Raw genomic sequence first — 20,345 nt, forward strand, 5'->3', positions numbered from 1 at the left:
CTGAGCTTCCTTGCCGCCGCTCGGTGGCGCCCGTCTTTTTTCTGCATAGCGTTTAAACTGAAGACAGAGGCTGTCGGTCTTGTCGCGCGTGGCGTTCGTGCGCCCGCGGCCGGCCGGCGGCCGGGAGATTGTCATGGCACGTCGCATTCCCGAACCGTTCCGCATCAAGATGGTGGAACCGATCAAGCAGACCACCCCCGAACAACGCCGTGAGGCCCTGGAGCAGGCCGGCTGGAATCCCTTCCTGCTCAAAGCCGAGGACGTCTACATCGACCTGTTGACCGACAGCGGCACCGGCGCGATGAGCGACCGGCAGTGGGCCGGGCTGATGATGGGGGACGAGGCCTACGCTGGCAGCCGCAACTTCTACCACCTGACCGAGACGGTCAACGAGGTGTTCGGCTATCCCTACACCATCCCGACCCACCAGGGTCGTGGTGCCGAGCAGATCCTGTTCCCGGAGCTGGTCAAGCGCGTCAAGGGCAAGGCGCCGGTATTCCTGTCCAACTACCACTTCGATACCACCAAGGCGCATGTCGAGATCGCCGGCGCCCGGGCCATCAATGTCCTGACGCCGAAGGCCTTCGATACCGAGACCGCCTACAACTGGAAGGGCGATTTCGACCTGCCGCGGCTGGCCGAGATCATTGCCGAGGTCGGTGCCGACAACGTGGCCGGGCTGATCGTCACCATCACCTGCAACAGCGCCGGCGGCCAGCCGGTGTCGATGCACAGTATTCGCGAGGCCAGCAAGCTGGCACGCGCCAACGGCATCCCGGTGATCATCGACGCCGCACGGTTCGCCGAAAACGCCTGGTTCATCCAGCAGCGCGACCCGGATTACGCCGGCCATGCCATCGCCGATATCGTGCGCGAGATGTTCGGCTACGGCGACATGTTCACCATGTCGGCCAAGAAGGACGGCCTGGTCAACATCGGCGGCCTATGTTGCTTCAAGGAAGATATCGACCTGTTCCGCGCGGTGCAGGTGCGCTGCGTGCCGATGGAGGGCTTCGTCACCTACGGCGGTCTGGCCGGGCGCGACATGGAGGCGCTGGCGATCGGGCTGAAGGAGGGGATGGATCAGGACTATCTGGGCTACCGCATCGGCCAGGTGGAGTACCTGGGCGAGCGGCTGCGTGCCGGCGGGGTGCCTATCCAGTACCCGACCGGTGGCCATGCGGTGTTCGTCGATGCCAAGAAGTTGCTGCCGCACATCCCGGCCGAGCAGTTCCCGGCCCATGCGCTGGCGTGCGAGCTGTATCTGGAGGGCGGGATACGCGGGGTGGAGATCGGTTCGCTGCTGCTGGGGCGCAACCCGCAGACCGGCGTCCAGGAGCCGTCGCCGTTCGAGCTGTTGCGGCTGACCATCCCGCGCCGGGTCTACACCAACGACCACATGGATTACATCGCCGACTGCCTGATCGACGTCAAGCGGCGCGCGGCCTCGATCTGTGGTTTGCGTTTCGATTACGAGCCGCCGATCTTGCGCCACTTCACGGCGCGGCTGAAGCCGGTATGAGGGTGAAATGAGAAACGGGGAGTCAGGCTCCCCGTTTTTCCTCGGTACGACGGTCAGCGTGCGACCGGTTCGACGCGGATGTCTGCGTTGCTGCTGCCGTCCAGCACGCGGCGCGGCTCGCGGCTGGCCAGGCGCAGTTCGCCGTCGACGAAGACCTTCGCCTCCACGACGTAGCGGCCGTCGGCCTGGATGGCATGGCGGTCGTAGCACAGCGAGAAGCCGGCCGGGAAGGCCGGCGGCTGTTCCAGGTACTGTTCGGCCAGCAGGCGCGGCGGGGCATCGCTGTTGCTCACGTCGAGCAGGCTGACCCGCACCAGGCTGCCGGCGCGGGAGAGCGGGCTGTCCGCCGCCAGCGACACCGTGCCGTTGAGGTAGGCGGGAGTGTAGCCGCCGCGGGTGGCGCAAGCACTCAGCGCCAGCGCGGCGAGGCCCAGCAGGGCGTGGCGTCGATCCATGTCAGTTCTCCACCGGGGTCAGGGTAGGGGTGCCCAGCATGACCTGCTGGCCTTCGGCGGTACGCCACTCTCCCTCCAGGCGCCAGCGCTTGGCCGGGTCCTGCAACTGCAGGTACCAGTGGTTGGCCGACGCCGGCTTCAGGCTGCCCTGGTAGACGTTGTCGCCGGTGCGCTGCAGGGCGATGCGCTGGTCGAAATCGTCCTGAGACGGGTGTAGCAGCAGTAGTTCCAGCGCCGCCGGCAGCGGCTCGCGGCTGGTGGTGATGACGCGCACCTGGCGCATGTCGGGGCTGAACAGCACCTGGGCCGACAGGCCCATGGCCTGGGCAGCCTTGTCGCGATGCAATTGCTTGTTGATCTCCTTGCCCTGCTGGTAGTAGTCGTCCACCACCAAGCCGTCGTCACTCTTGACCGCCAGGCCGAAGGTGACGAAGGCGGCAATCACGACGACGACCGGGCCGGCCATCAACAGCCACGGCCAGGGTTCGCGGTACCACGGGCGGGAGCCCTTGGGGTCTTTCTGCATGCCTTACTCTCCGATGAAGCTCGATTTTTCTTCCACTTTGAGGGTGGGGTCGTCGGCCGACTGGATCACGAAGTGAATCTCGTGGCTGCCCTTGGTGGCATACTGCGGGTCGGCCTCGACGCGTACCGCCACGGTTTCGCTCTCGGCACCCTTGACCGCCACGATGGGCTTGTCGGTTTTGAGCTTGATCCCCGGCAGACCCTCGACTGAGATACGGTAGCGCTGGGTTTGTTCCGACACGTTGATGATCTTCACGCTGTAGCTGTTCTCCAGCCAGCCTTCGTCGGTTTCCCTGACCAGCGAGGCGCGGTCGCGGATGATGTCCACCTTGAACGGCTTGCGCAGGGCGAAGGAGGTGCCGGCAGCGATCAGCACGGTCAAAAGCACCAAGCCGTACATCACCACGCGCGGCCGTTTCAGGCGCGAGACGATCTCCTTCTCGCTGTATTTGCCTTCCAGCGCGTTTTCCGTGGTGTAACGGATCAGGCCGCGCGGGTAGCCCATCTTGTCCATGACTTCGTCGCAGCCGTCGATACAGGCGGCACAGCCGATGCATTCGTATTGCAGGCCGTTGCGGATGTCGATGCCGACCGGGCAGACCTGCACGCAGATGCTGCAATTGATGCAATCACCCAGGCCCTCGCTGCGCGGGTCGATACCTTTCTTGCGCGCGCCGCGCGGTTCGCCGCGCTTCTCGTCGTAGGAAATGATCAGGGTGTCGGCGTCGAACATGACGGCCTGGAAGCGGGCGTACGGACACATGTACTTGCACACCTGCTCGCGCATCATGCCGGCGAACAGATAAGTGAAGCCGCCGTAGAAGAACATCCAGAACATCTCCCACGGGCCGTAATCGAAGCTCGGCGCGGCGGCCACCAGATCGCGGATAGGTGTGAAGTAGCCGACCAGGGTGAAGCCGGTGATGAGCGAGAACAGCACCATGATGGTGTGCTTGGTGAACTTGATGCGGAACTTGGTGAAGTTCATCGGCTGCTTGTCGAGCTTCATGCGCTTGTTGCGGTCGCCTTCCACCCATTGCTCGATCCACAGCATGATCTCGGTGTACACCGTCTGGGGACAGGAGTAGCCGCACCACAGCCGTCCGGCGATGGTGGTCCAGGCAAACAGGCCGAAGGCGCTGCAGATCAAGAGGGCGGCAAGGTAGACGAAGTCCTGCGGCCAGATGGTCAGGCCGAACAAGTGGAACTGGCGGTTGATCAGGTCGAAATGCACGGCCTGGCGTCCGTTCCACATTAGCCAGGGAATGCCGAAGAACACCAGTTGCGTGCCCAGCACGAAGACGATGCGCCAGTTGTTGAACGGCCCCTTGACATTGCGCGGATAGATTTTCTGGCGGGCTTCGTACAACGAGACTTCCGTGCCGTCCTGCGCCGCGGTTTTCTGCGCTGCACTGCGCTCGACCTTGATCGGGATATCTTTCAGTGATTCGGCCATCGTACTTTCCTGCGAGAAGATTTCGGGAAACCGGCGGGTACAGGCTTGCCGAAAGTTTCTATTAAGGATTTTATATTATGTTTTGCGATTAATCATTGACGCCAAGCAATACTGCCCGCATGAGCGGGCAGTATTGCTGATCGAGGCTTACTGCGCCTTGGTACTGTTGGACAGCCCCCAGACGTAGGACGCCAGGAGGTGTACCTTGCCTTCGCCGAGGAAGTCCTTCCAGGCCGGCATCTGGTTGTTGCGGCCGTTGGTGACGGTCTCGATGATGGTCTTCTCGGTGCCGCCGTACAGCCAGACGTTGTCGGTCAGGTTGGGCGCGCCCATGGCCTGGTTGCCCTTGCCGTCCGGGCCGTGGCAGGCCGAGCAGATCGCCGCGAAGGTTTCCTTGCCGCGCGAGGCACGGTCGGCATCGTGCTTCTTGCCGGACAGCGACATCACGTAGTTGGCCACATCCTTGACCTTCTCTTCACCGAACGCGGCGCCGAACGGCGGCATCTGGCCGGTGCGGCCCACCGTGATGGTTTCCTCGATCTTCTGCGCCGAACCGCCGTGCAGCCAGTCGTTGTCGGTCAGGTTCGGGAAGCCCTTGGCGCCGCGCGCGTCGGAACCATGACACTGCACACAGTAGGTCTGGAACAGGCGCTTGCCCATGGCCTGGGCTTCCGGATCGGCCGCCACGGTCTGGATGTCCTGCTTCAGGAACTTGTCGTACAGCGGCTGGTACTTGGCCTCGGCCTGGGTACGCTCTTCGTTGTACTGGCCGACCTGGCTCCAGCCACGGATGCCCTTGAAGGTGCCAAGGCCGGGGTAGAGCACCAGGTACACCACGCTGAAGATCAGCGTGATGTAGAACAGCATCATCCACCAGCGCGGCAGCGGGTTGTTGTATTCCTCCAGGTCATCGTCCCAGACATGGCCGACGGTCTCGACCTTGTCGCCCTTCTTCAGGGTGGTCTTGGACTGGGTGAACAGCAGGTAGGCGAGGCCCACGATGCCGACGATTACCACGACGGCGATGTATACGCCCCAGAAATCACTCACGAAATCACTCATTGTTTTGCTCCGTTGGAAGCCGGGTTGTCGTTGCCGGCTTCCTGCACCTTGTCGTCATCGAGGAAGAGCTGATCGGCCACTTCCTCGTACCGCTTCCTGGATTTTTTGCTGTAGGCGCCCACCAGGATCACGATGAAGCTGACGAAGCAGAACACCGTGAACAGGCTGCGCCCCAGATTGGTCCAGTCCATGGCTTAACGTACGTTCTTGAGTGCAAGACCGAGACCTTGCAGGTAGGCGATGACAGCGTCCATTTCCGACTTGCCTTGCGCCTGGGCGGCAGCTTCGGCGATGTCCTTGTCGGTGTACGGAACGCCTACCTTGCGCAGGGCTTCCATTTTCTTCGGCAGCACTTCGGCGTCGACCAGGTTCTTGGCCAGCCACGGGAAGGCCGGCATGTTGGATTCCGGTACCACGTCGCGCGGATTCACCAGGTGCACGCGGTGCCATTCATCGGAATAGCGGCCGCCGACACGGGCCAGATCCGGGCCGGTGCGCTTGGAGCCCCACTGGAACGGGTGGTCGTAGACCGATTCGCCGGCCACCGAGTAGTGGCCATAGCGTTCGGTTTCGGCGCGGAACGGGCGGATCATCTGCGAGTGACAGTTGTAGCAGCCTTCGCGCACGTAGATATCGCGACCGGCCAGCTGCAGCGCGGTGTAGGGCTTGACGCCGGCCACCGGCTCGGTGGTGGATTTCTGGTACATCAGCGGCACGATTTCCACCAGCATGGCCACGCTGATGACCAGCAGGGTCAGCACGATCAGGTAGCCGACGCGCTCTTCGATCAGTTTCTGAATCTTTTCCATGTTCTTCTTACCCTTTCCGCTTAAGCGTGTGCCGAGGCGGTGACGGCCGGGATCTTGGCGTCGACGGCGCGACCGGCGGTGACGGTACGGAAGGTGTTGTAAGCCATGACCAGCATGCCAATCAGGTACAGGGCGCCACCCAGGAAACGGACGAAGTGGTACGGGTAGGTGGCCTTGACGACTTCGGCGAAGGCGTAGGTCAGGGTGCCGTCCGGGTTCAGCGCACGCCACATCAGGCCTTGCATCACGCCGGAAATCCACAGTGCGGCGATGTACAGCACCACGCCGACAGTGGAGAGCCAGAAATGGGCCTCGATCAGCTTGACGCTGTGCATCTCTTCACGGCCGAACAGGCGCGGCAGCAGGTAGTACATCGAGCCGATGGTGATGAAACCGACCCAGCCCAGGGCGCCGGAGTGCACGTGGCCGACGGTCCAGTCGGTGTAGTGCGACAGGGCGTTCACGGTCTTGATGGCCATCATCGGGCCTTCGAAGGTGGACATGCCGTAGAACGACAGCGACACCACCAGGAACTTCAGGATCGGATCGGTGCGCAGTTTGTGCCAGGCGCCGGACAGGGTCATGATGCCGTTGATCATGCCGCCCCAGGACGGCGCGAACAGGATCAGCGAGAACACCATGCCGAGCGACTGGGTCCAGTCGGGCAGGGCGGTGTAGTGCAGGTGGTGCGGGCCGGCCCACATGTAGGTGAAGATCAGCGCCCAGAAGTGCACCACGGACAGGCGGTAGGAGTAAACCGGACGGCCGGCCTGTTTCGGCACGAAGTAGTACATCATGCCAAGGAAGGCGGCGGTCAGGAAGAAGCCCACGGCGTTATGGCCGTACCACCATTGCACCATGGCGTCCACGGCGCCGGCGTAGACCGAGTAGGACTTCCACAGGGTGACCGGCACTTCCAGGTTGTTGACGATGTGCAGCAGGGCCACGGCCAGGATGAAGGCGCCGTAGAACCAGTTGGCCACATAGATGTGCTTGACCTTGCGGATGGCGATGGTGCCGAAGAACACGACGGCGTAGGCGACCCAGACCAGGGTGATCAGGATGTCGATCGGCCATTCGAGTTCGGCGTATTCCTTGCCGGAGGTGATGCCCAGGGGCAGAGTGATGGCCGCGGCCAGGATCACCAGCTGCCAGCCCCAGAAGGTGAAGGCGGCCAGCTTGTCCGAGATCAGTCGGACGTTACAGGTGCGTTGCACCACGTAGTAGGACGTGGCGAACAGGCCGCAGCCGCCGAAGGCGAAGATCACGGCGTTGGTATGCAGCGGGCGCAGGCGGCCGAAGTGGAAGTAGGGCCCAAAATTGAGCTCCGGCCACACCAGCTGGGCGGCGATGACGACGCCCATCAGCATGCCAACAATGCCCCAAACGACGGTCATGATGGCAAACTGGCGCACCACCTTATAGTTATAAGTGGATTGCGATTCCATTTAAGATTTTCTCCAAGGTTGCTAACTCAGAACTTTTTTACAAACCGTATCGACTTGAAGCCCAGCTTTCCGTCCCCATGTGGAAAGGGGCTTCCCGCCGTTGAAATTCCGAACTTGAGATAAATCAAGGGCATGATCGTTGCCCGGGACGCGGCGCTGCGCGCAGTGGCGGCAACAGACGCTGTTCCCCCATTTATTTAACTCGCCATTCTAAAACAATTGCATCAGCCGGACCAGCCGTGGCTTGTGGTTTCGGGCCGTCTCGTCCTGTCTGTGGCCCTGCTGTTTACCTCCCGGGTTGCCCCCGCCCGTTGCTGCGACTCTTCCGGATTATATTGTCATGGGGCAAGGGCCCTTTGATTTGGATCAACTCGCCTTGCCGGGCAGCATTCCGCGCGGCGCGGTGCTAGAATCGGCGCTTTTCGCCATGACAGGTAATTCGCCATGACCGTGCCCGTCCGCTACCAGATACTCCCTCTCTCGCCCGAGGCCCATCTGTTCGAGGTGGTCATGACGGTGGAGCGTCCGGCGCGGGAAGGGCAGATCGTGCGCTTGCCGGCCTGGATTCCCGGCAGCTACCTGATCCGCGAATTCGCGCGCCAGATCGTGACCTTGCAGGCCGAGTCCGCCGGTAAGACGGTGGTGCTGACCCAGCTGGACAAGCACAGCTGGCAGGCGGCGCCGGTGAAGGGGCCTCTCACCCTGCGCTACCAGGTTTACGGCTTCGACCTGTCGGTGCGCGGGGCGTACCTCGACGGCGAGCGCGGCTTCTTCAACGGTACCAGCGTGTTCCTAATGGCGGAAGGCTACCAAAGTAGCCCTTGCGAGGTGGCCATCCTGCCGCCCGAGGGCAAGGAGTTCGCCAACTGGCAGCTCGCCACCAGCCTGCCGGCGCTCGAGGTCAAGAAGAAGACCGGCTTCGGGGTGTACCGCGCCGCCGATTACGACGAGCTGATCGACCACCCGGTGGAGATGGGGTGCTTCGAGCGGGTGAGCTTCAAGGCCTGCGGCGTGCCGCACGAGTTCGTCGTCGCCGGCCGCTTCCGCGCCGATCTCAAGCGCCTGGCGCGCGACGTGAAGAAGATCTGCGAATGGCAGATCGAGCTGTTCGGCCGGCCCGCCCCGTTCGAGCGCTACGTGTTCCTGCTGTTCGTCGGTAAGGACATCTACGGCGGGCTGGAGCACCGCGCCTCGACCGCCCTGGTGGCCAACCGCGACGACCTGCCACAGGCGGGCGATAAGGACATCGGCGACGGCTACCTGCGCCTGTTGGGGCTGATCAGCCACGAATACTTCCATAGCTGGAACGTCAAGCGCCTCAAGCCTGCCGCCTTCTCTCCCTACGACCTGAGCCGGGAGAACCATACCCGCCTGTTGTGGGCGTTCGAAGGCGTGACCTCGTATTACGACGACCTGACTCTGGTACGCTGCGGCCTGATCGACGAGAAGCGCTACCTGGGCCTGTTGGCCGAGACCATCAGCGGGGTCGAGCGCGGTGCGGGGCGGCTCAAGCAGACGTTGGAGGAGTCCAGCTTCAACGCCTGGACCAAGTATTATCGTCAGGATGAGAACAGCCCCAACAGCCTGGTCAGCTACTACACCAAGGGCGCGCTGGCGGCGCTGGCGCTGGACCTGCTGATCCGGCGCGAGACCGGTGACGCCAAGTCGCTCGACGACGTGATGCGCGCGCTGTGGCAGAAGTGGCTGGCCGACGGCCAGGGCTTGGCCGAGGACGAGTGGGAGCGCATCGCGGAGCGGAGTACCGGTGTCGACCTGCGCGTGTTCTTCGATCTGGCGCTGCGTTCCACCGCCGATCTGCCGCTGGTGGAATTGCTCGCCACGCAGGGGGTGCAGATGGCGCTGGAGCCGGCAGACGGCCCGAACGACCGCGGCGGCGTGGTGGAAACACTGGCGGGCAAATCGGCGCGGCCGGTGTTGGGCGTGCGCAGCGCCGCCGATCCGTTGGGCATCCGCCTGACTCACGTGCTGGACGGCGGCGCGGCCCAGCAGGCCGGACTCTCCGGTGGCGACGTAGTGGTGGCCATCGACCGCCTGAAGGCAAGCGATCTCGACAAGGCGCTGGCGCGCTTTCAGCCGGGCGAGACGGTGAAACTCCACGCCTTCCGCCGTGACGAACTGATGACATTCAACGTGCGGCTGCAGGCGGCACCGGCCGATACCTGCCGATTAGTGCTGCAACCTGCCGGCGCGCGCTGGCTCAAACACTAAAAACACGGAAATATCGATTCCGCCAGGCCCGCCATCGCCGGGCCGAATTGTCGTTGCGGCGCTATCCCGCCGCAGCGGTGTCTGCGCGGCTGGCCGACCACGCCAGCGAGCAGCAGCAAGGCGGGGTCATCTGAAACGGCCCTTGATTAGGTGAAGACATGGCCCAGCAACCCGAAGTGAAATACCTGAAAGATTACCAGGCTCCCGCGTTCAATCTCGACCGCGTGGATCTGAAGTTCGACATCTTCGACGAGGTGACGCGCGTCTATTCGCGCCTGCTCGTGCGGCGCCATAGCGGCCATGACGACAATGAGCTGCGGCTCGACGGCAGCGCCAGGCTGATGGCAGTGGTGCTCGACGGCGAAAGGCTGGCCGAAGGGCGCTACCGCCTGGATGGCGAGCAGCTGGTGATTCCCGACGTGCCGGACAGCTTCATCCTGGAGATCGAGACCGAGCTCGATCCGGCCGCCAATACCAGCCTGATGGGGCTCTACGCCTCCAACGGCAACCTGTTCACCCAGTGCGAGCCGGAAGGGTTCCGCAAGATCACCTATTACCTCGACCGCCCGGACGTGATGTCCAAGTTCACCACCACCATCGTCGCCGACAAGCAGAAGTACCCGGTGCTCTTGTCCAACGGCAACAAGGTGGGCGAGGGCATGGTCGACAAGAAGCGCCATTGGGTGCGCTGGGTCGACCCCTACCGCAAGCCGGCCTATTTGTTCGCCCTGGTGGCGGGGCGGCTGGCGGTGCGGCGCGACAGTCACACCACCCCGGGCGGGCGCCAGGTGACGCTGGAGGTGTGGACCGAGCCTGCCGACCAGGACAAGGTGGCGCACGCCATGGAGTCGCTGAAGCGCGCGATGAAATGGGACGAGGAGCGCTTCGGGCTGGAGTACGATCTCGACATTTACATGATCGTGGCGGTCGGCGACTTCAACATGGGGGCGATGGAGAACAAGGGCCTCAACATCTTCAACACCAAGTACGTGCTGGCGCGCCAGGAAAACGCCACCGACGACGACTTCCACAACGTGGAAGGCGTGATCGGCCACGAGTACTTCCATAACTGGACCGGCAACCGCGTCACCTGCCGCGACTGGTTCCAGCTGTCGCTGAAGGAAGGGCTGACGGTATTCCGCGACCAGGAGTTCTCGTCCGACATGTCGAGCCGGGCGGTGTGCCGCATCAGCGACGTGAAGCAACTGCGCGCGCTGCAGTTCCCGGAAGACGCCGGCCCGACCGCGCACCCGATCCGTCCCGAGTCGTATATCGAGATGAACAACTTCTACACCATGACGGTGTACGAGAAGGGCGCCGAGGTGGTACGCATGTACCAGACCCTGCTGGGCCGCGACGGCTTCAGGAAGGGCATGGAGCTGTACTTCAAGCGCCACGACGGGCAGGCCGTCACCTGCGACGACTTCCGCGCCGCCATGGCCGACGCCAACGGCGTGGACCTGACGCAGTTTTCTCTGTGGTACAGCCAGGCCGGCACGCCGCTGTTGAGCGTGAGCGGCCAGTACAGCCCGGCCGAGCGGACCTACACGCTGACGGTGAAGCAAAGCTGCCCGCCCACGCCGGGGCAGCCCGACAAACTGCCGTTCCATATCCCGCTGGCGCTGGGCCTGTTGGGGGAGGACGGCGCCGACCTGCCGCTGCAGTTGGAGGGCGAGAGCGAGCCGCAGGGCACTTCGCGCGTGCTGGATGTGAAGTTGGCCGAGCAGCGCTTCGTGTTCGTCGACGTGCCGGTCGAACCGGTGCCGTCGCTGCTGCGCGGCTTTTCGGCGCCGGTGCGGCTCGACTTCGCCTGGCGCGACGACGAGCTGGCCTTCCTGATGGCGCATGACAGCGACCCGTTCTGCCGTTGGGAAGCCGGCCAGACGCTGGGGCAGCGTCTGCTGCGCCAGCAGATCGCCGAATGCCAAGGCGGGCGTCAGGGGGCGCCGTCCGAAACGCTGGTGGCCGCGTTCCGCGCGGTGCTGAAGGATCATGCCGCCGATCCGGCGTTCAAGGCGCTGATGCTGACGCTACCTACCGAGGCCGAGCTGCTGGAACTGGTCGACGATGCCGATCCGGTGCTGATCCACGAGGTGCGTGAGGCGATGCTCGACGGTCTGGCGCAGGCGCTGCGCGGCGAGTGGCACGAGGCCTACGATTTGAACCAGACGCGCAGCTACCGTCCGCAGGATTCCGGCAAGCGTGCGCTGAAGAACCTCGCGCTCGCCATGCTGTGCCGTCTGGACGACGTCTGGCCGGCCGAGTCGGCCGAGGCGCAGTGCCTGCAGGCCGACAACATGACCGACCAGATGGGCGCCTTGTCGGCGCTGCGCGACCGCGCCGGCGCCGAGCGCGACCAGTGTTTCGCCGAGTTCGCCCGGCGCTGGGTCGACGATGCGCTGGTGATGGACAAGTACTTCATGCTGGTGGCGAGCTGTCAGTTGCCGGACACGCTGCAGCGCGTGCGCGAGGCGATGGAACACCCGGCCTTCTCGTTGAAGAACCCCAACAAGGCGCGCGCGCTGCTGGGCTGCTTCGGCCGCAACCAGTTGCACTTCCACGCCGCCGATGGCTCGGGCTACCGTTTCCTCGCCGAGCAGGTGGAGGCCATCGACGGCTTCAACCCGCAGGTGGCGAGCCGGCTGGTCCAGCTGTTCAACCGCTGGAAGAAGCTCGAGCCGGTGCGCCGTGGTCTGATGAAGGCCGAGCTGGAGCGGCTGTTGGCGCTGCCGTTGTCGCGCGACGTGTACGAGATCGTGTCGAAGAACCTGGAGGCTTGATTCACGCGAGTCCAGGCTCTGAGCGAAATGCAAAAACCGCACGGCGATCTGGCCGTGCGGTTTTTTTTTGCACTGACCGGTGTCGGCCAGCGAGGAGGGGGGTGTGGGGCGTCCGGGCCGTATCGGGATGGCGGCAAACCTCGTACAATCCGCGCCATTCCACCGTAGCCGACTCCCATGACCGCTTCCCGCCCGCCGGCGCCCAAACCCGGCCTTCATTCGCGCAATGCCCATCGCCAGCGCTACGATTTCGCCGCCCTGATCGCCGCCTGCCCCGACCTTGCGCGTTTCGTCGCGCGCAACGCCCATGGCGACGACAGCATCGACTTCGCCGACCCCGCCGCGGTGAAGATGCTCAACCGTGCGCTGCTGGCCCACCACTACGGCATCGCGCACTGGGACATTCCGCCCGGCTATTTGTGTCCGCCGATTCCCGGTCGGGCCGACTACATCCACCATCTGGCCGACCTGTTGGCCGACAGCAACGGCGGCACGCTGCCGGAGCGTGTCGCCGTGCTCGACGTCGGTGTCGGCGCCAACTGTGTCTACCCGATCATCGGCCGTGCGGTGTACGGCTGGCGCTTCGTCGGTTCGGACATCGATCCGGTGGCACTGCGCTCGGCCCAGGCCATCGTCGACGCCAACCCGGCGCTGGCCGGGGCGGTCAAGCTACGACGCCAGCCGTCTTCGGCCACCATATTCCGTAATGTGATCAAGCGGGGCGACTATTTCGATCTGACGCTGTGCAATCCGCCGTTCCACGCATCGGCCGAGGAGGCGGAGGCCGGCACGCGCCGCAAGCTCACCAACCTCACCGGCAAGCGGCCGGCCAAGACCGTGCTCAACTTCGGCGGTCAGAACGCGGAATTGTGGTGCGAGGGTGGCGAGGCCGGTTTTCTGCGTACCATGGTGCGTGAAAGTGCCGGCTTCGCCCGCCAGTGTTGCTGGTTCTCCTCGCTGGTGTCGAAGGAGGCCAACCTACCGGGCTTGTTCCGTGCGCTCAAGCAGGCCGGTGCCCGACGCGTGGAAACTATCGCCATGGCGCAGGGGCAGAAGGTGAGCCGGCTGGTAGCGTGGAGTTATCTGGACGAGGCGGCCCTGGCTGATTGGCGTGCGGCCCGCTGGGCGCGTTGAAGGCCTGGACCGCGCCATTCTGCGTGCCTTGATCTGGCTCATTGGCCAGGGGGCGGAGGCTATGGTAGAAAGCGCAGCAAACCGATTTTTTGCCGAAAGACCCGCATGAGTGCGCTGAATTTTGACCTCGACACCGCCATCGACACCCTCGCCGAGCAGGGCTGGATCGTCATCCCCCACGCCTTGCCGGTAGAGTTGATCGCCGCCTTGCGCGAATCCTGTCTTGCCGTGTGGGAGGAGGGGCTGTTCCACGAGGCCGCCACCGGCCGCGCCGACGGGCAGGCGCGGCGCGCCGAGATCCGCTCCGACTCGGTGCTGTGGCTCGACCAGGTGGAAGACCGTCCGGCGGTGGCGGCGTACAACGCGGCGATGGACGAGGTGATGCAGGGCGTCAACCGCGGGCTCTATCTGGGGCTCGTCGAGCTCGAATCTCACTTTGCCGTTTACCCCGAGGGTGCGTTCTACAAGAAGCATCTGGACCGCTTCCGCGACGATGATGCGCGCACCCTGACCACGGTGTTCTATCTCAATGAGAACTGGCCCGCCGAAGCGGGCGGGCAGATCCGGCTCTATCTGGACGATGAATGCCAGGAGTTCGTCGACATCGAGCCGGAAGCCGGCACGCTGGTGCTGTTCCTGTCCGACTGCTTCTGGCACGAGGTGCTGCCGGCGCGCCGGCAGCGGCTGTCGGTGACCGGCTGGTACCGCCGCCGCGGCAGCAGCGTGCCGTGGTGAACGCCTGATCCGACCTGCCATGGCCAAACAGCGGGCGGAAGCGAAGCGTCTCCCGTGCTAGAATCGACCGCGATCACCGAAAAATAAGCAAGGGATGAAGCGATGTCTGGCAATAGCATGGGCCTGCTGTTTACCGTTACCTCTTTTGGCGAAAGCCACGGACCGGCCATCGGCTGTGTCGTCGACGGCTGCCCGCCCGGCATGGAGTTGTCCGAGGCGGACATCCAGCTCGAGCTCGACCGCCGCAAGCCCGGCACCAGCCGCCACGTCACCCAGCGCCGCGAGCCGGACACGGTGGAGATCCTCTCCGGAGTGTACGAGGGCAAGACCACCGGCACCCCCATCGCGCTGTTGATCCGCAATACCGACCAGCGTTCCAAGGATTACGGCAACATCGCCGAGACCTTCCGTCCCGGCCACGCCGACTACACCTACTGGCACAAGTACGGCATCCGCGACCCGCGCGGCGGCGGCCGTTCCTCTGCGCGCGAGACGGCGGTGCGCGTTGCCGCCGGCGCCATCGCCAAGAAATGGCTGAAGGAGAAGCACGGTATCGTGATTCGCGGCCACATGAGCCAGGTCGGCGAGATGGTCATCCCGTTCACCAGCTGGGAGCATGTGTCGGCCAACCCCTTCTTCGCCCCGGACGAGGCCATCGTGTCGGAACTGGAAGCCTACATGGATTCGGTGCGCAAGAGCCTCGATTCGGTCGGCGGCAAGGTGCGCGTGGTGGCCGAGAACGTGCCGGTGGGCTGGGGCGAGCCGGTGTACGACCGCCTCGACGCCGAGATCGCCTACGCCATGATGAACATCAACGCGGTGAAGGGCGTGGAGATCGGTGCCGGTTTCGCCTCGGTGGCGCAGCGCGGCAGCGAGCACGGCGACGAGCTGACGCCCGAGGGCTTTGCCTCCAACCACGCCGGCGGCATCCTGGGCGGCATTTCCACCGGCCAGGACATCGAGGTCAACATCGCCATCAAGCCGACCTCCAGCATCGCCACGCCGCGCCGTTCCATCGACAAGCAGGGCAATCCGATCATGGTGGAAACCCACGGCCGCCACGACCCGTGCGTGGCGATCCGCGCCACGCCGATCGCCGAGGCCATGCTGGCGCTGGTGCTGATCGACCATGCGCTGCGCCATCGTGCGCAATGCGGCGACGTGCACGTCGAAACCCCGCGCATTCCCGGGCGGATCGGCTAGAGTGGTAGGAGGCTTCATGCCTCATGCATTCCGTGCGGTTTTCTAGGATGTTTTGATCATGCTGAAAAATCTGCTGGGAGGCCTGACCGGGGGCGGCGCGAAGGAGGCGGATGCCCCTCCCGTCGAGGCGGCCCGTCCCCCCGATACCGAAATGACCCTGGCGGCGCATGAGCCGCCGGTCGCCCTGCCGCCGACGCTGGGCTTCGTGTCCCATCAGCCGATCATGGACCGCCAGCAGCGGGTGGTGGCGTACGAGTTCGCCGTGCGCAAGGCGCAGCAGGGGGAGATGACCGGCAAGAAACAGTGCGAGTTCGACCGGCTGATGCTGTCCACGCTGCAGAACATGGACGTGTTCCGCCTGCTGGCGTACCGCCGCGCCTTCGTCAACATCTCCATCGCCTCGCTCGACGAGGCGATGCTCGACGAGCTACCGGCCAAGAGCGTGATCCTGGTGCTCGACCCGATCAGCGACGAGCCGCTGACCGAGGCGCTGCTGCCGCGGCTCGACGCTCTCAAGCAGAAGGGGCTGCGCTTTGCCGTGGAGCCGGCGCGTTACGATAGCCAAGCGCTGGCCGAGCGGCTGCAGCCGGAGCTGTTCAGCCGCATGGACTTCATGGTGCTGGACTTCGCCGCGCCGTCCACGCGCGTGCTGGCGCCCATCCTCGACCAACTGCCCAAGCGTTACCCGCAGGCGCGCTGGCTGGCGCGCAATGTCGGCACGGCCGAGGAACTGGACGTCTGTCTGCACGCGCCGGGCAGCCACCGCTTCGCGCTGTTCCACGGCTCCTTCGTCACCATGGTGCGTGGCATGGAAACTGGCAAGAGCGACGCCAGCCAGACCCGGGTGATGCAGCTGATGCGCCTGTTGCGCGCCAATGCCGAAACGCGCGAGATCGAGGCACAGTTCAAGCTCGATTCGGTGCTGCTGTTCAAGCTCTTGCGCTTCATCAACTCGCCGGTCAACGGGCTGAGCCGCAAGGTGCAGAGCATCGAGGAAACCTTGATGCTGCTGGGGCGCGATACGCTGTTCAAGTGGCTGTCGATGCTGTTGTTCACCGCGCGCAAGGAGGACGGCCGTTCGGTGGCGCTGCTGGAAAAATCGCTGATCCGCGCGCGCTTCATGGAAAAACTCGGTGCCTACCGCGGCAACAAGCTGGAAGCCGAGCATCTGTTCCTGACCGGCATGTTCTCGCTGCTGGACGCCTTGCTGAACATCCCGTTCCCCGACACGCTGAACGCGATCGAGCTGCCTGCGCCGGTGCGCGAGGCCATCGTCAACCACAAGGGGCTGTTCGCGCCGCAGCTGCTCTTGGCCATGGCGTGCGAGCAGGGCGATACCGTCCGGGTGCATACCATCGCCAAGATGCTGGAGTTCGACGACGAGCTGATCAACCGCTACTACGCCGACGCCGTGCTGTGGACGCAGGAAGTGCTGCAGCAGAGCGAGGTGCACAACAACGTCGAGGCGGTGTGAGTGGTTCGGCGTCACGGTGGTGATCCAACCAAAGAGGCCCGGCAAGTACCGGGCCTCTTGTTCATTGTATGCCCGGCTTGGGTGTCCTCCGGCGGGTGCAAGTCCTGCCGTAAGTTGATCACCGCGAACGAAGTGAAGCGCAACTGCATGAGGGTGACCGAGTGTGGGGAGGAAGCGTGGAGCATAAATTGCGAGCCGATGAACAAGAACTCGCCCTGATCGTCAGCCGCTGGCGGAGCCTGCCTGCGCGTGCGACAAGCCGGGCTGTGGCCTGAGTGGTAGGCCGGGCACCCAATCGTGGCGCTTGCCCCAGTGACAGGGCAAGCATATCGGCTTCCCTGGCGCGTCAGGGCAATCAAGCCGTAGGGGACGCCGCGATCCGTTGATGCGATGAACTGCGGCAGTAGAACGTCAATCGGGCGCGCATCTCGTCGCGCAGTCGTTCAGGAGTGCGCCCGGCAATGGCATGGAATTCCCGGACCATATGCGCCTGATCGGCGAACCCGAAATCCAGGCCGGTCTGGATCAGGGGCTGCATCGGGTCGAGCAGCAGCGTCTTGGCCGTCCGCTGAAAACGTGCCAGTTGGCGAAAAGCGACCGGACTCAGCCCCTCCTGCGCCTTGAACCGTCTTTCCAATTGCCGCCTGCCTAGCCCCATGCGATCAGCCAGGGCCTGGATGCCCCCTGATGTGTAGTAAAGCTCCCGCGTGGCCCAAGCCATTCGAGGATCGAACCAGGCCCGCCGTTGGAGCCGGTTCTTCAGCCATTCCTCAAGCAGGGCGACACGCCGGTCCCGTCCGGAAACGCCGTGCAAACGATCCATCAAGACGGTTCCCGCGTGCCCCATTGCGTCGTCCAACGACAAGGGATGGTCGAAGCACTCTCCTAGCGATTGATCGAGGAAGCGCAAAATACACCCCGATTTGAAACGGACTGCGATGAAATCCAGGTTGGAGGAGGGCAGCAGATCCAGGCAGACGTTGCGCACGCAAAGAAGGTGGTTCCGTGGCAGGACGTCGATGGCTCCCGTGTCGGTCACAGCACTGAATGGTTGGCCGAAATGGACAAACATCTCGGCGCCGGTACCGGGCAATATCCGCGGCAAAGCGACCGGGGTTTGCGCGTGATAGCTCATGCCCCAGATCCGATCTATGTAGGCATCGAGAGGGGGCGCCGGGCGGACGCTCCACATCGATGGTGCGGCATGGGCCGTTCTGTCGTTGGGTACGGTCGGCATGAGGATGCAAAATCCACTCGGGATGTCAGGATACCCCCAAATCATGAGTTTCGGGGAGATGGGCTGGATCGTCGCGACTGCCGATTTCTCTGCCCATCATCAAAATTCATGATGAATGGTAGGCGCTTATGGCGCCCGCAAGCATTAGCGGCTTGCTACCAGGCCGCAAAACAGAATTCGGGGCGGGGCCTCGAGCCACTCGGCAAAATCCTGCAGAACTTTCATCACAGGCTCCGACGCCAGATGGGCATCGCAGGCGGCCTTGTCCCGATAGACTTCATGCACGATGAAACTGTCTGGCGCCTCGAAAGGGGAAAAGACCGCGTAAGCGATGTTGCCCGGTTCGGTCTTGGCCGCCGCCACCAGGCGCTCCAGGCAGGAGCGGACGCGCTCGACCGTGTGCGGGAAAGCGTGTAGTTCGGCATGAAGCAAGTACATACGGAATCTCCGTCGGGTTGTCAGGAAGCGCCATTTTCCGAACGGGCCGATGACCGGTATTGAAGAAATGCGACATGGATCGACAACTGCCCGAGTCATGGGCGGATTGCCGCCAATTCAATTCATCGAGGAGTTCATGAGGTGACCAAGGCTGCTAGGTTTCGGAAGGGGCGATTCGCCATTGCCGCCCGCGCAGGGTGTAGCGCCAACCGGCATGGCCACGATAGGGCGCTCCCGGTAAGCGGTAAATGGCAAATGCAAGAGGCGGGATTAGTGCGTGAAAAACAAAAAAGCCCTGATTGCTCAGGGCTTTAATGTGGTTGACTGGCGGAGAGGGAGGGATTCGAACCCTCGGTACGGGAACCCGTACGCCTGATTTCGAGTCAGGTACATTCGACCACTCTGCCACCTCTCCGCGGTCAATGAGAGGCGAATTATATGGATGGGATTCGCCCCTGTCAACAGTTTGCCGTCGTTCTGCCTTTCCCCGTGGTGCTTGGTACACTGGGGGTCTATCCGCTTGGCCGACACCCTCGGCCGATCGCCTTTATTTCCGACTGACCGTAGTCGCTCCATCAGCAGAGGGCAGAGTGAAGCTAGCGTCCCGTCTCGACAGCATTTCCCCGTTCCAGGTCATGGCCATCCTGGAGAAGGCCCGCGCCTTGCAGGCGCAGGGGCATGACGTGATCCACCTGGAGGTGGGCGAGCCTGATTTCGCCACGCCGCCGGCCATCGTCGAAGCCGGGCGGCAGGCGCTCGCCCAGGGGGACACCTTCTACACCGCCGCCCAGGGGCTACCGGAACTGCGCGCGGCGATTGCCGGTTTCTACGCCAGCCGTCATGGTGTGGATCTCGACCCGTCGCGCATCATCGTCACGCCGGGGGCATCCGGGGCCTTGCAGATCGCGCTGGCCTTGCTGGTGGAGCAGGGCGGGGAGGTGGTGATGGCCGATCCGACCTACCCATGCAACCGCCATTTCGTCAGCCTGTTGGGCGGTGTGCCGCGCGTGGTGGAAGTGGGGCCGGAGAGCCGCTACCAGCTGACGGCGGCGCAACTGGAGGCGGTTTGGAGTGAATGCACCGCCGGGGCGATGGTGGCGAGCCCGGCCAACCCGACCGGCACCGTGCTGAGCGCCGAGGAACTGGCCGGGCTGGCCGCTGTTTGCCGCCAGCGTGGCGGGGCCTTAATCGTCGACGAGATCTACCACGGTCTGACCTATGGCATGGACGCTCCGAGCGTGCTGCAGGTGGCGGACGACGCGCTGGTGATCAACAGCTTCTCCAAGTACTTCCAGATGACCGGCTGGCGCCTGGGCTGGCTGGTGGTGCCGCCGCAACTGGTGGAACCGGCGATCCGCCTGGCGCAGAACCTGTTCCTGTGCCCGCCGGCCCCGGCGCAGCGCGCCGCGCTGGCGGCGTTCCAGCCCGAGACCTTGGCCTTGCTGGAAGAGCGGCGTGCCGAGTTCGGCCGGCGCCGCGATTTCCTGCTCGAGGCGCTGCCCAGCCTGGGTTGGCGCATCCCGGTGCAGCCGGATGGCGCATTCTATGTCTACGCCGACGTCGGCGCGGTGACCGACGATAGCTTCGCCTATTGCCAGCGCCTGCTGGACGAGGTGCACGTGGCGATCACGCCGGGGGCGGATTTCGGCACCTATCGTGCCGGGCAGCATGTGCGGGTGGCCTACACCACCGGCATCGAGCGCCTGGCCGAGGCGGTGCGGAGGATGGCGCGCGCCGGCTGATCGCCGAGCTGATTCCGATCGGGGCGTTGATCGGCATCCTGCTGTTCCTGTCGGTGCTGAGCGACCGGCAATAAAAAACGGAAGCCGGCGGGCTTC

General features: G+C 64.1%; 17 protein-coding genes and 1 tRNA gene. 8 read left to right on the top strand and 10 right to left on the bottom strand.

Features of this window, described 5'->3' with window-relative positions:
- Positions 1 to 133: 133 nt before the first annotated feature.
- A complete protein-coding gene (locus PSEMAI1_RS0104545) occupies positions 134 to 1,522 on the top strand; it encodes a tryptophanase (RefSeq protein WP_024301723.1) in 1,389 nt (462 codons plus the stop codon).
- Positions 1,523 to 1,575: 53 nt separating this feature from the next.
- Here the strand turns inward: PSEMAI1_RS0104545 and PSEMAI1_RS0104550 are convergent, their stop codons facing one another.
- From PSEMAI1_RS0104550 to ccoN, 7 genes are all read right to left on the bottom strand, one after another.
- Positions 1,576 to 1,977, bottom strand: a complete 402-nt coding sequence (locus PSEMAI1_RS0104550; protein WP_024301724.1) for a YbaY family lipoprotein — start codon at positions 1,975 to 1,977, stop codon at positions 1,576 to 1,578.
- Between the two features lies 1 nt (position 1,978).
- Entirely contained in the window at positions 1,979 to 2,503 is a 525-nt protein-coding gene (locus PSEMAI1_RS0104555; RefSeq protein WP_024301725.1) for a FixH family protein, read from the bottom strand.
- A 3-nt stretch (positions 2,504 to 2,506) separates the two neighbouring features.
- Positions 2,507 to 3,958, bottom strand: a complete 1,452-nt coding sequence (gene ccoG / locus PSEMAI1_RS0104560) for a cytochrome c oxidase accessory protein CcoG (protein WP_024301726.1) — start codon at positions 3,956 to 3,958, stop codon at positions 2,507 to 2,509.
- A gap of 147 nt (positions 3,959 to 4,105) precedes the next feature.
- The gene (ccoP, locus tag PSEMAI1_RS0104565) at positions 4,106 to 5,020 is read right to left on the bottom strand and encodes a cytochrome-c oxidase, cbb3-type subunit III (RefSeq protein ID WP_024301727.1); all 915 of its coding nucleotides are present in this window, start codon (positions 5,018 to 5,020) and stop codon (positions 4,106 to 4,108) included.
- Positions 5,017 to 5,211, bottom strand: a complete 195-nt coding sequence (locus PSEMAI1_RS0104570; RefSeq protein ID WP_024301728.1) for a CcoQ/FixQ family Cbb3-type cytochrome c oxidase assembly chaperone — start codon at positions 5,209 to 5,211, stop codon at positions 5,017 to 5,019. Before PSEMAI1_RS0104570 ends, ccoP begins: the two co-directional genes overlap by 4 nt.
- A 3-nt stretch (positions 5,212 to 5,214) precedes the next feature.
- Positions 5,215 to 5,829: a cytochrome-c oxidase, cbb3-type subunit II gene (gene ccoO, locus PSEMAI1_RS0104575; RefSeq protein ID WP_024301729.1), complete on the bottom strand. Its 615-nt coding sequence runs from the start codon at positions 5,827 to 5,829 to the stop codon at positions 5,215 to 5,217.
- A gap of 20 nt (positions 5,830 to 5,849) precedes the next feature.
- On the bottom strand, positions 5,850 to 7,277 hold the full coding sequence (ccoN, locus tag PSEMAI1_RS0104580; RefSeq protein WP_024301730.1) for a cytochrome-c oxidase, cbb3-type subunit I: 1,428 nt from the start codon (positions 7,275 to 7,277) through the stop codon (positions 5,850 to 5,852).
- 444 nt (positions 7,278 to 7,721) lie between these two features.
- Here ccoN and PSEMAI1_RS0104585 point away from each other — a divergent pair, with 444 nt between their 5' ends.
- The 6 genes from PSEMAI1_RS0104585 (at position 7,722) to PSEMAI1_RS0104610 (ending at position 16,832) form a co-directional block, all read left to right on the top strand.
- A complete protein-coding gene (locus PSEMAI1_RS0104585; protein WP_024301731.1) occupies positions 7,722 to 9,506 on the top strand; it encodes a M61 family metallopeptidase in 1,785 nt (594 codons plus the stop codon).
- Positions 9,507 to 9,664: 158 nt separating this feature from the next.
- Positions 9,665 to 12,286, top strand: a complete 2,622-nt coding sequence (gene pepN / locus PSEMAI1_RS0104590; RefSeq protein WP_024301732.1) for an aminopeptidase N — start codon at positions 9,665 to 9,667, stop codon at positions 12,284 to 12,286.
- Positions 12,287 to 12,463: 177 nt separating this feature from the next.
- Complete coding sequence (gene rlmF / locus PSEMAI1_RS0104595) at positions 12,464 to 13,420, top strand: 23S rRNA (adenine(1618)-N(6))-methyltransferase RlmF (protein ID WP_024301733.1); 957 nt, start codon at positions 12,464 to 12,466, stop codon at positions 13,418 to 13,420.
- 105 nt (positions 13,421 to 13,525) lie between these two features.
- Positions 13,526 to 14,155, top strand: a complete 630-nt coding sequence (locus PSEMAI1_RS0104600; protein WP_024301734.1) for a 2OG-Fe(II) oxygenase — start codon at positions 13,526 to 13,528, stop codon at positions 14,153 to 14,155.
- Between the two features lie 102 nt (positions 14,156 to 14,257).
- Entirely contained in the window at positions 14,258 to 15,358 is a 1,101-nt protein-coding gene (aroC, locus tag PSEMAI1_RS0104605; RefSeq protein ID WP_024301735.1) for a chorismate synthase, read from the top strand.
- A 58-nt stretch (positions 15,359 to 15,416) separates the two neighbouring features.
- Positions 15,417 to 16,832, top strand: coding sequence for an EAL and HDOD domain-containing protein (locus PSEMAI1_RS0104610; protein ID WP_024301736.1), 1,416 nt, complete (start codon positions 15,417 to 15,419; stop codon positions 16,830 to 16,832).
- A gap of 355 nt (positions 16,833 to 17,187) precedes the next feature.
- Here the strand turns inward: PSEMAI1_RS0104610 and PSEMAI1_RS0104615 are convergent, their stop codons facing one another.
- From PSEMAI1_RS0104615 to PSEMAI1_RS0104625, 3 genes are all read right to left on the bottom strand, one after another.
- Complete coding sequence (locus tag PSEMAI1_RS0104615) at positions 17,188 to 18,114, bottom strand: helix-turn-helix domain-containing protein (RefSeq protein WP_084612622.1); 927 nt, start codon at positions 18,112 to 18,114, stop codon at positions 17,188 to 17,190.
- A gap of 99 nt (positions 18,115 to 18,213) precedes the next feature.
- Positions 18,214 to 18,507, bottom strand: coding sequence for a putative quinol monooxygenase (locus PSEMAI1_RS0104620; RefSeq protein ID WP_024301738.1), 294 nt, complete (start codon positions 18,505 to 18,507; stop codon positions 18,214 to 18,216).
- Positions 18,508 to 18,832: 325 nt separating this feature from the next.
- Positions 18,833 to 18,922: transfer RNA gene (locus tag PSEMAI1_RS0104625), tRNA-Ser, on the bottom strand.
- A gap of 175 nt (positions 18,923 to 19,097) precedes the next feature.
- On the opposite strand from PSEMAI1_RS0104625, the gene PSEMAI1_RS0104630 reads away from it, so the two are divergent.
- Positions 19,098 to 20,249: a pyridoxal phosphate-dependent aminotransferase gene (locus PSEMAI1_RS0104630; RefSeq protein WP_024301739.1), complete on the top strand. Its 1,152-nt coding sequence runs from the start codon at positions 19,098 to 19,100 to the stop codon at positions 20,247 to 20,249.
- Positions 20,250 to 20,345: the final 96 nt, after the last annotated feature.

The sequence above is a fragment of the Pseudogulbenkiania sp. MAI-1 genome, assembly GCF_000527175.1.
In the GTDB taxonomy this organism is placed as follows: domain Bacteria; phylum Pseudomonadota; class Gammaproteobacteria; order Burkholderiales; family Chromobacteriaceae; genus Pseudogulbenkiania.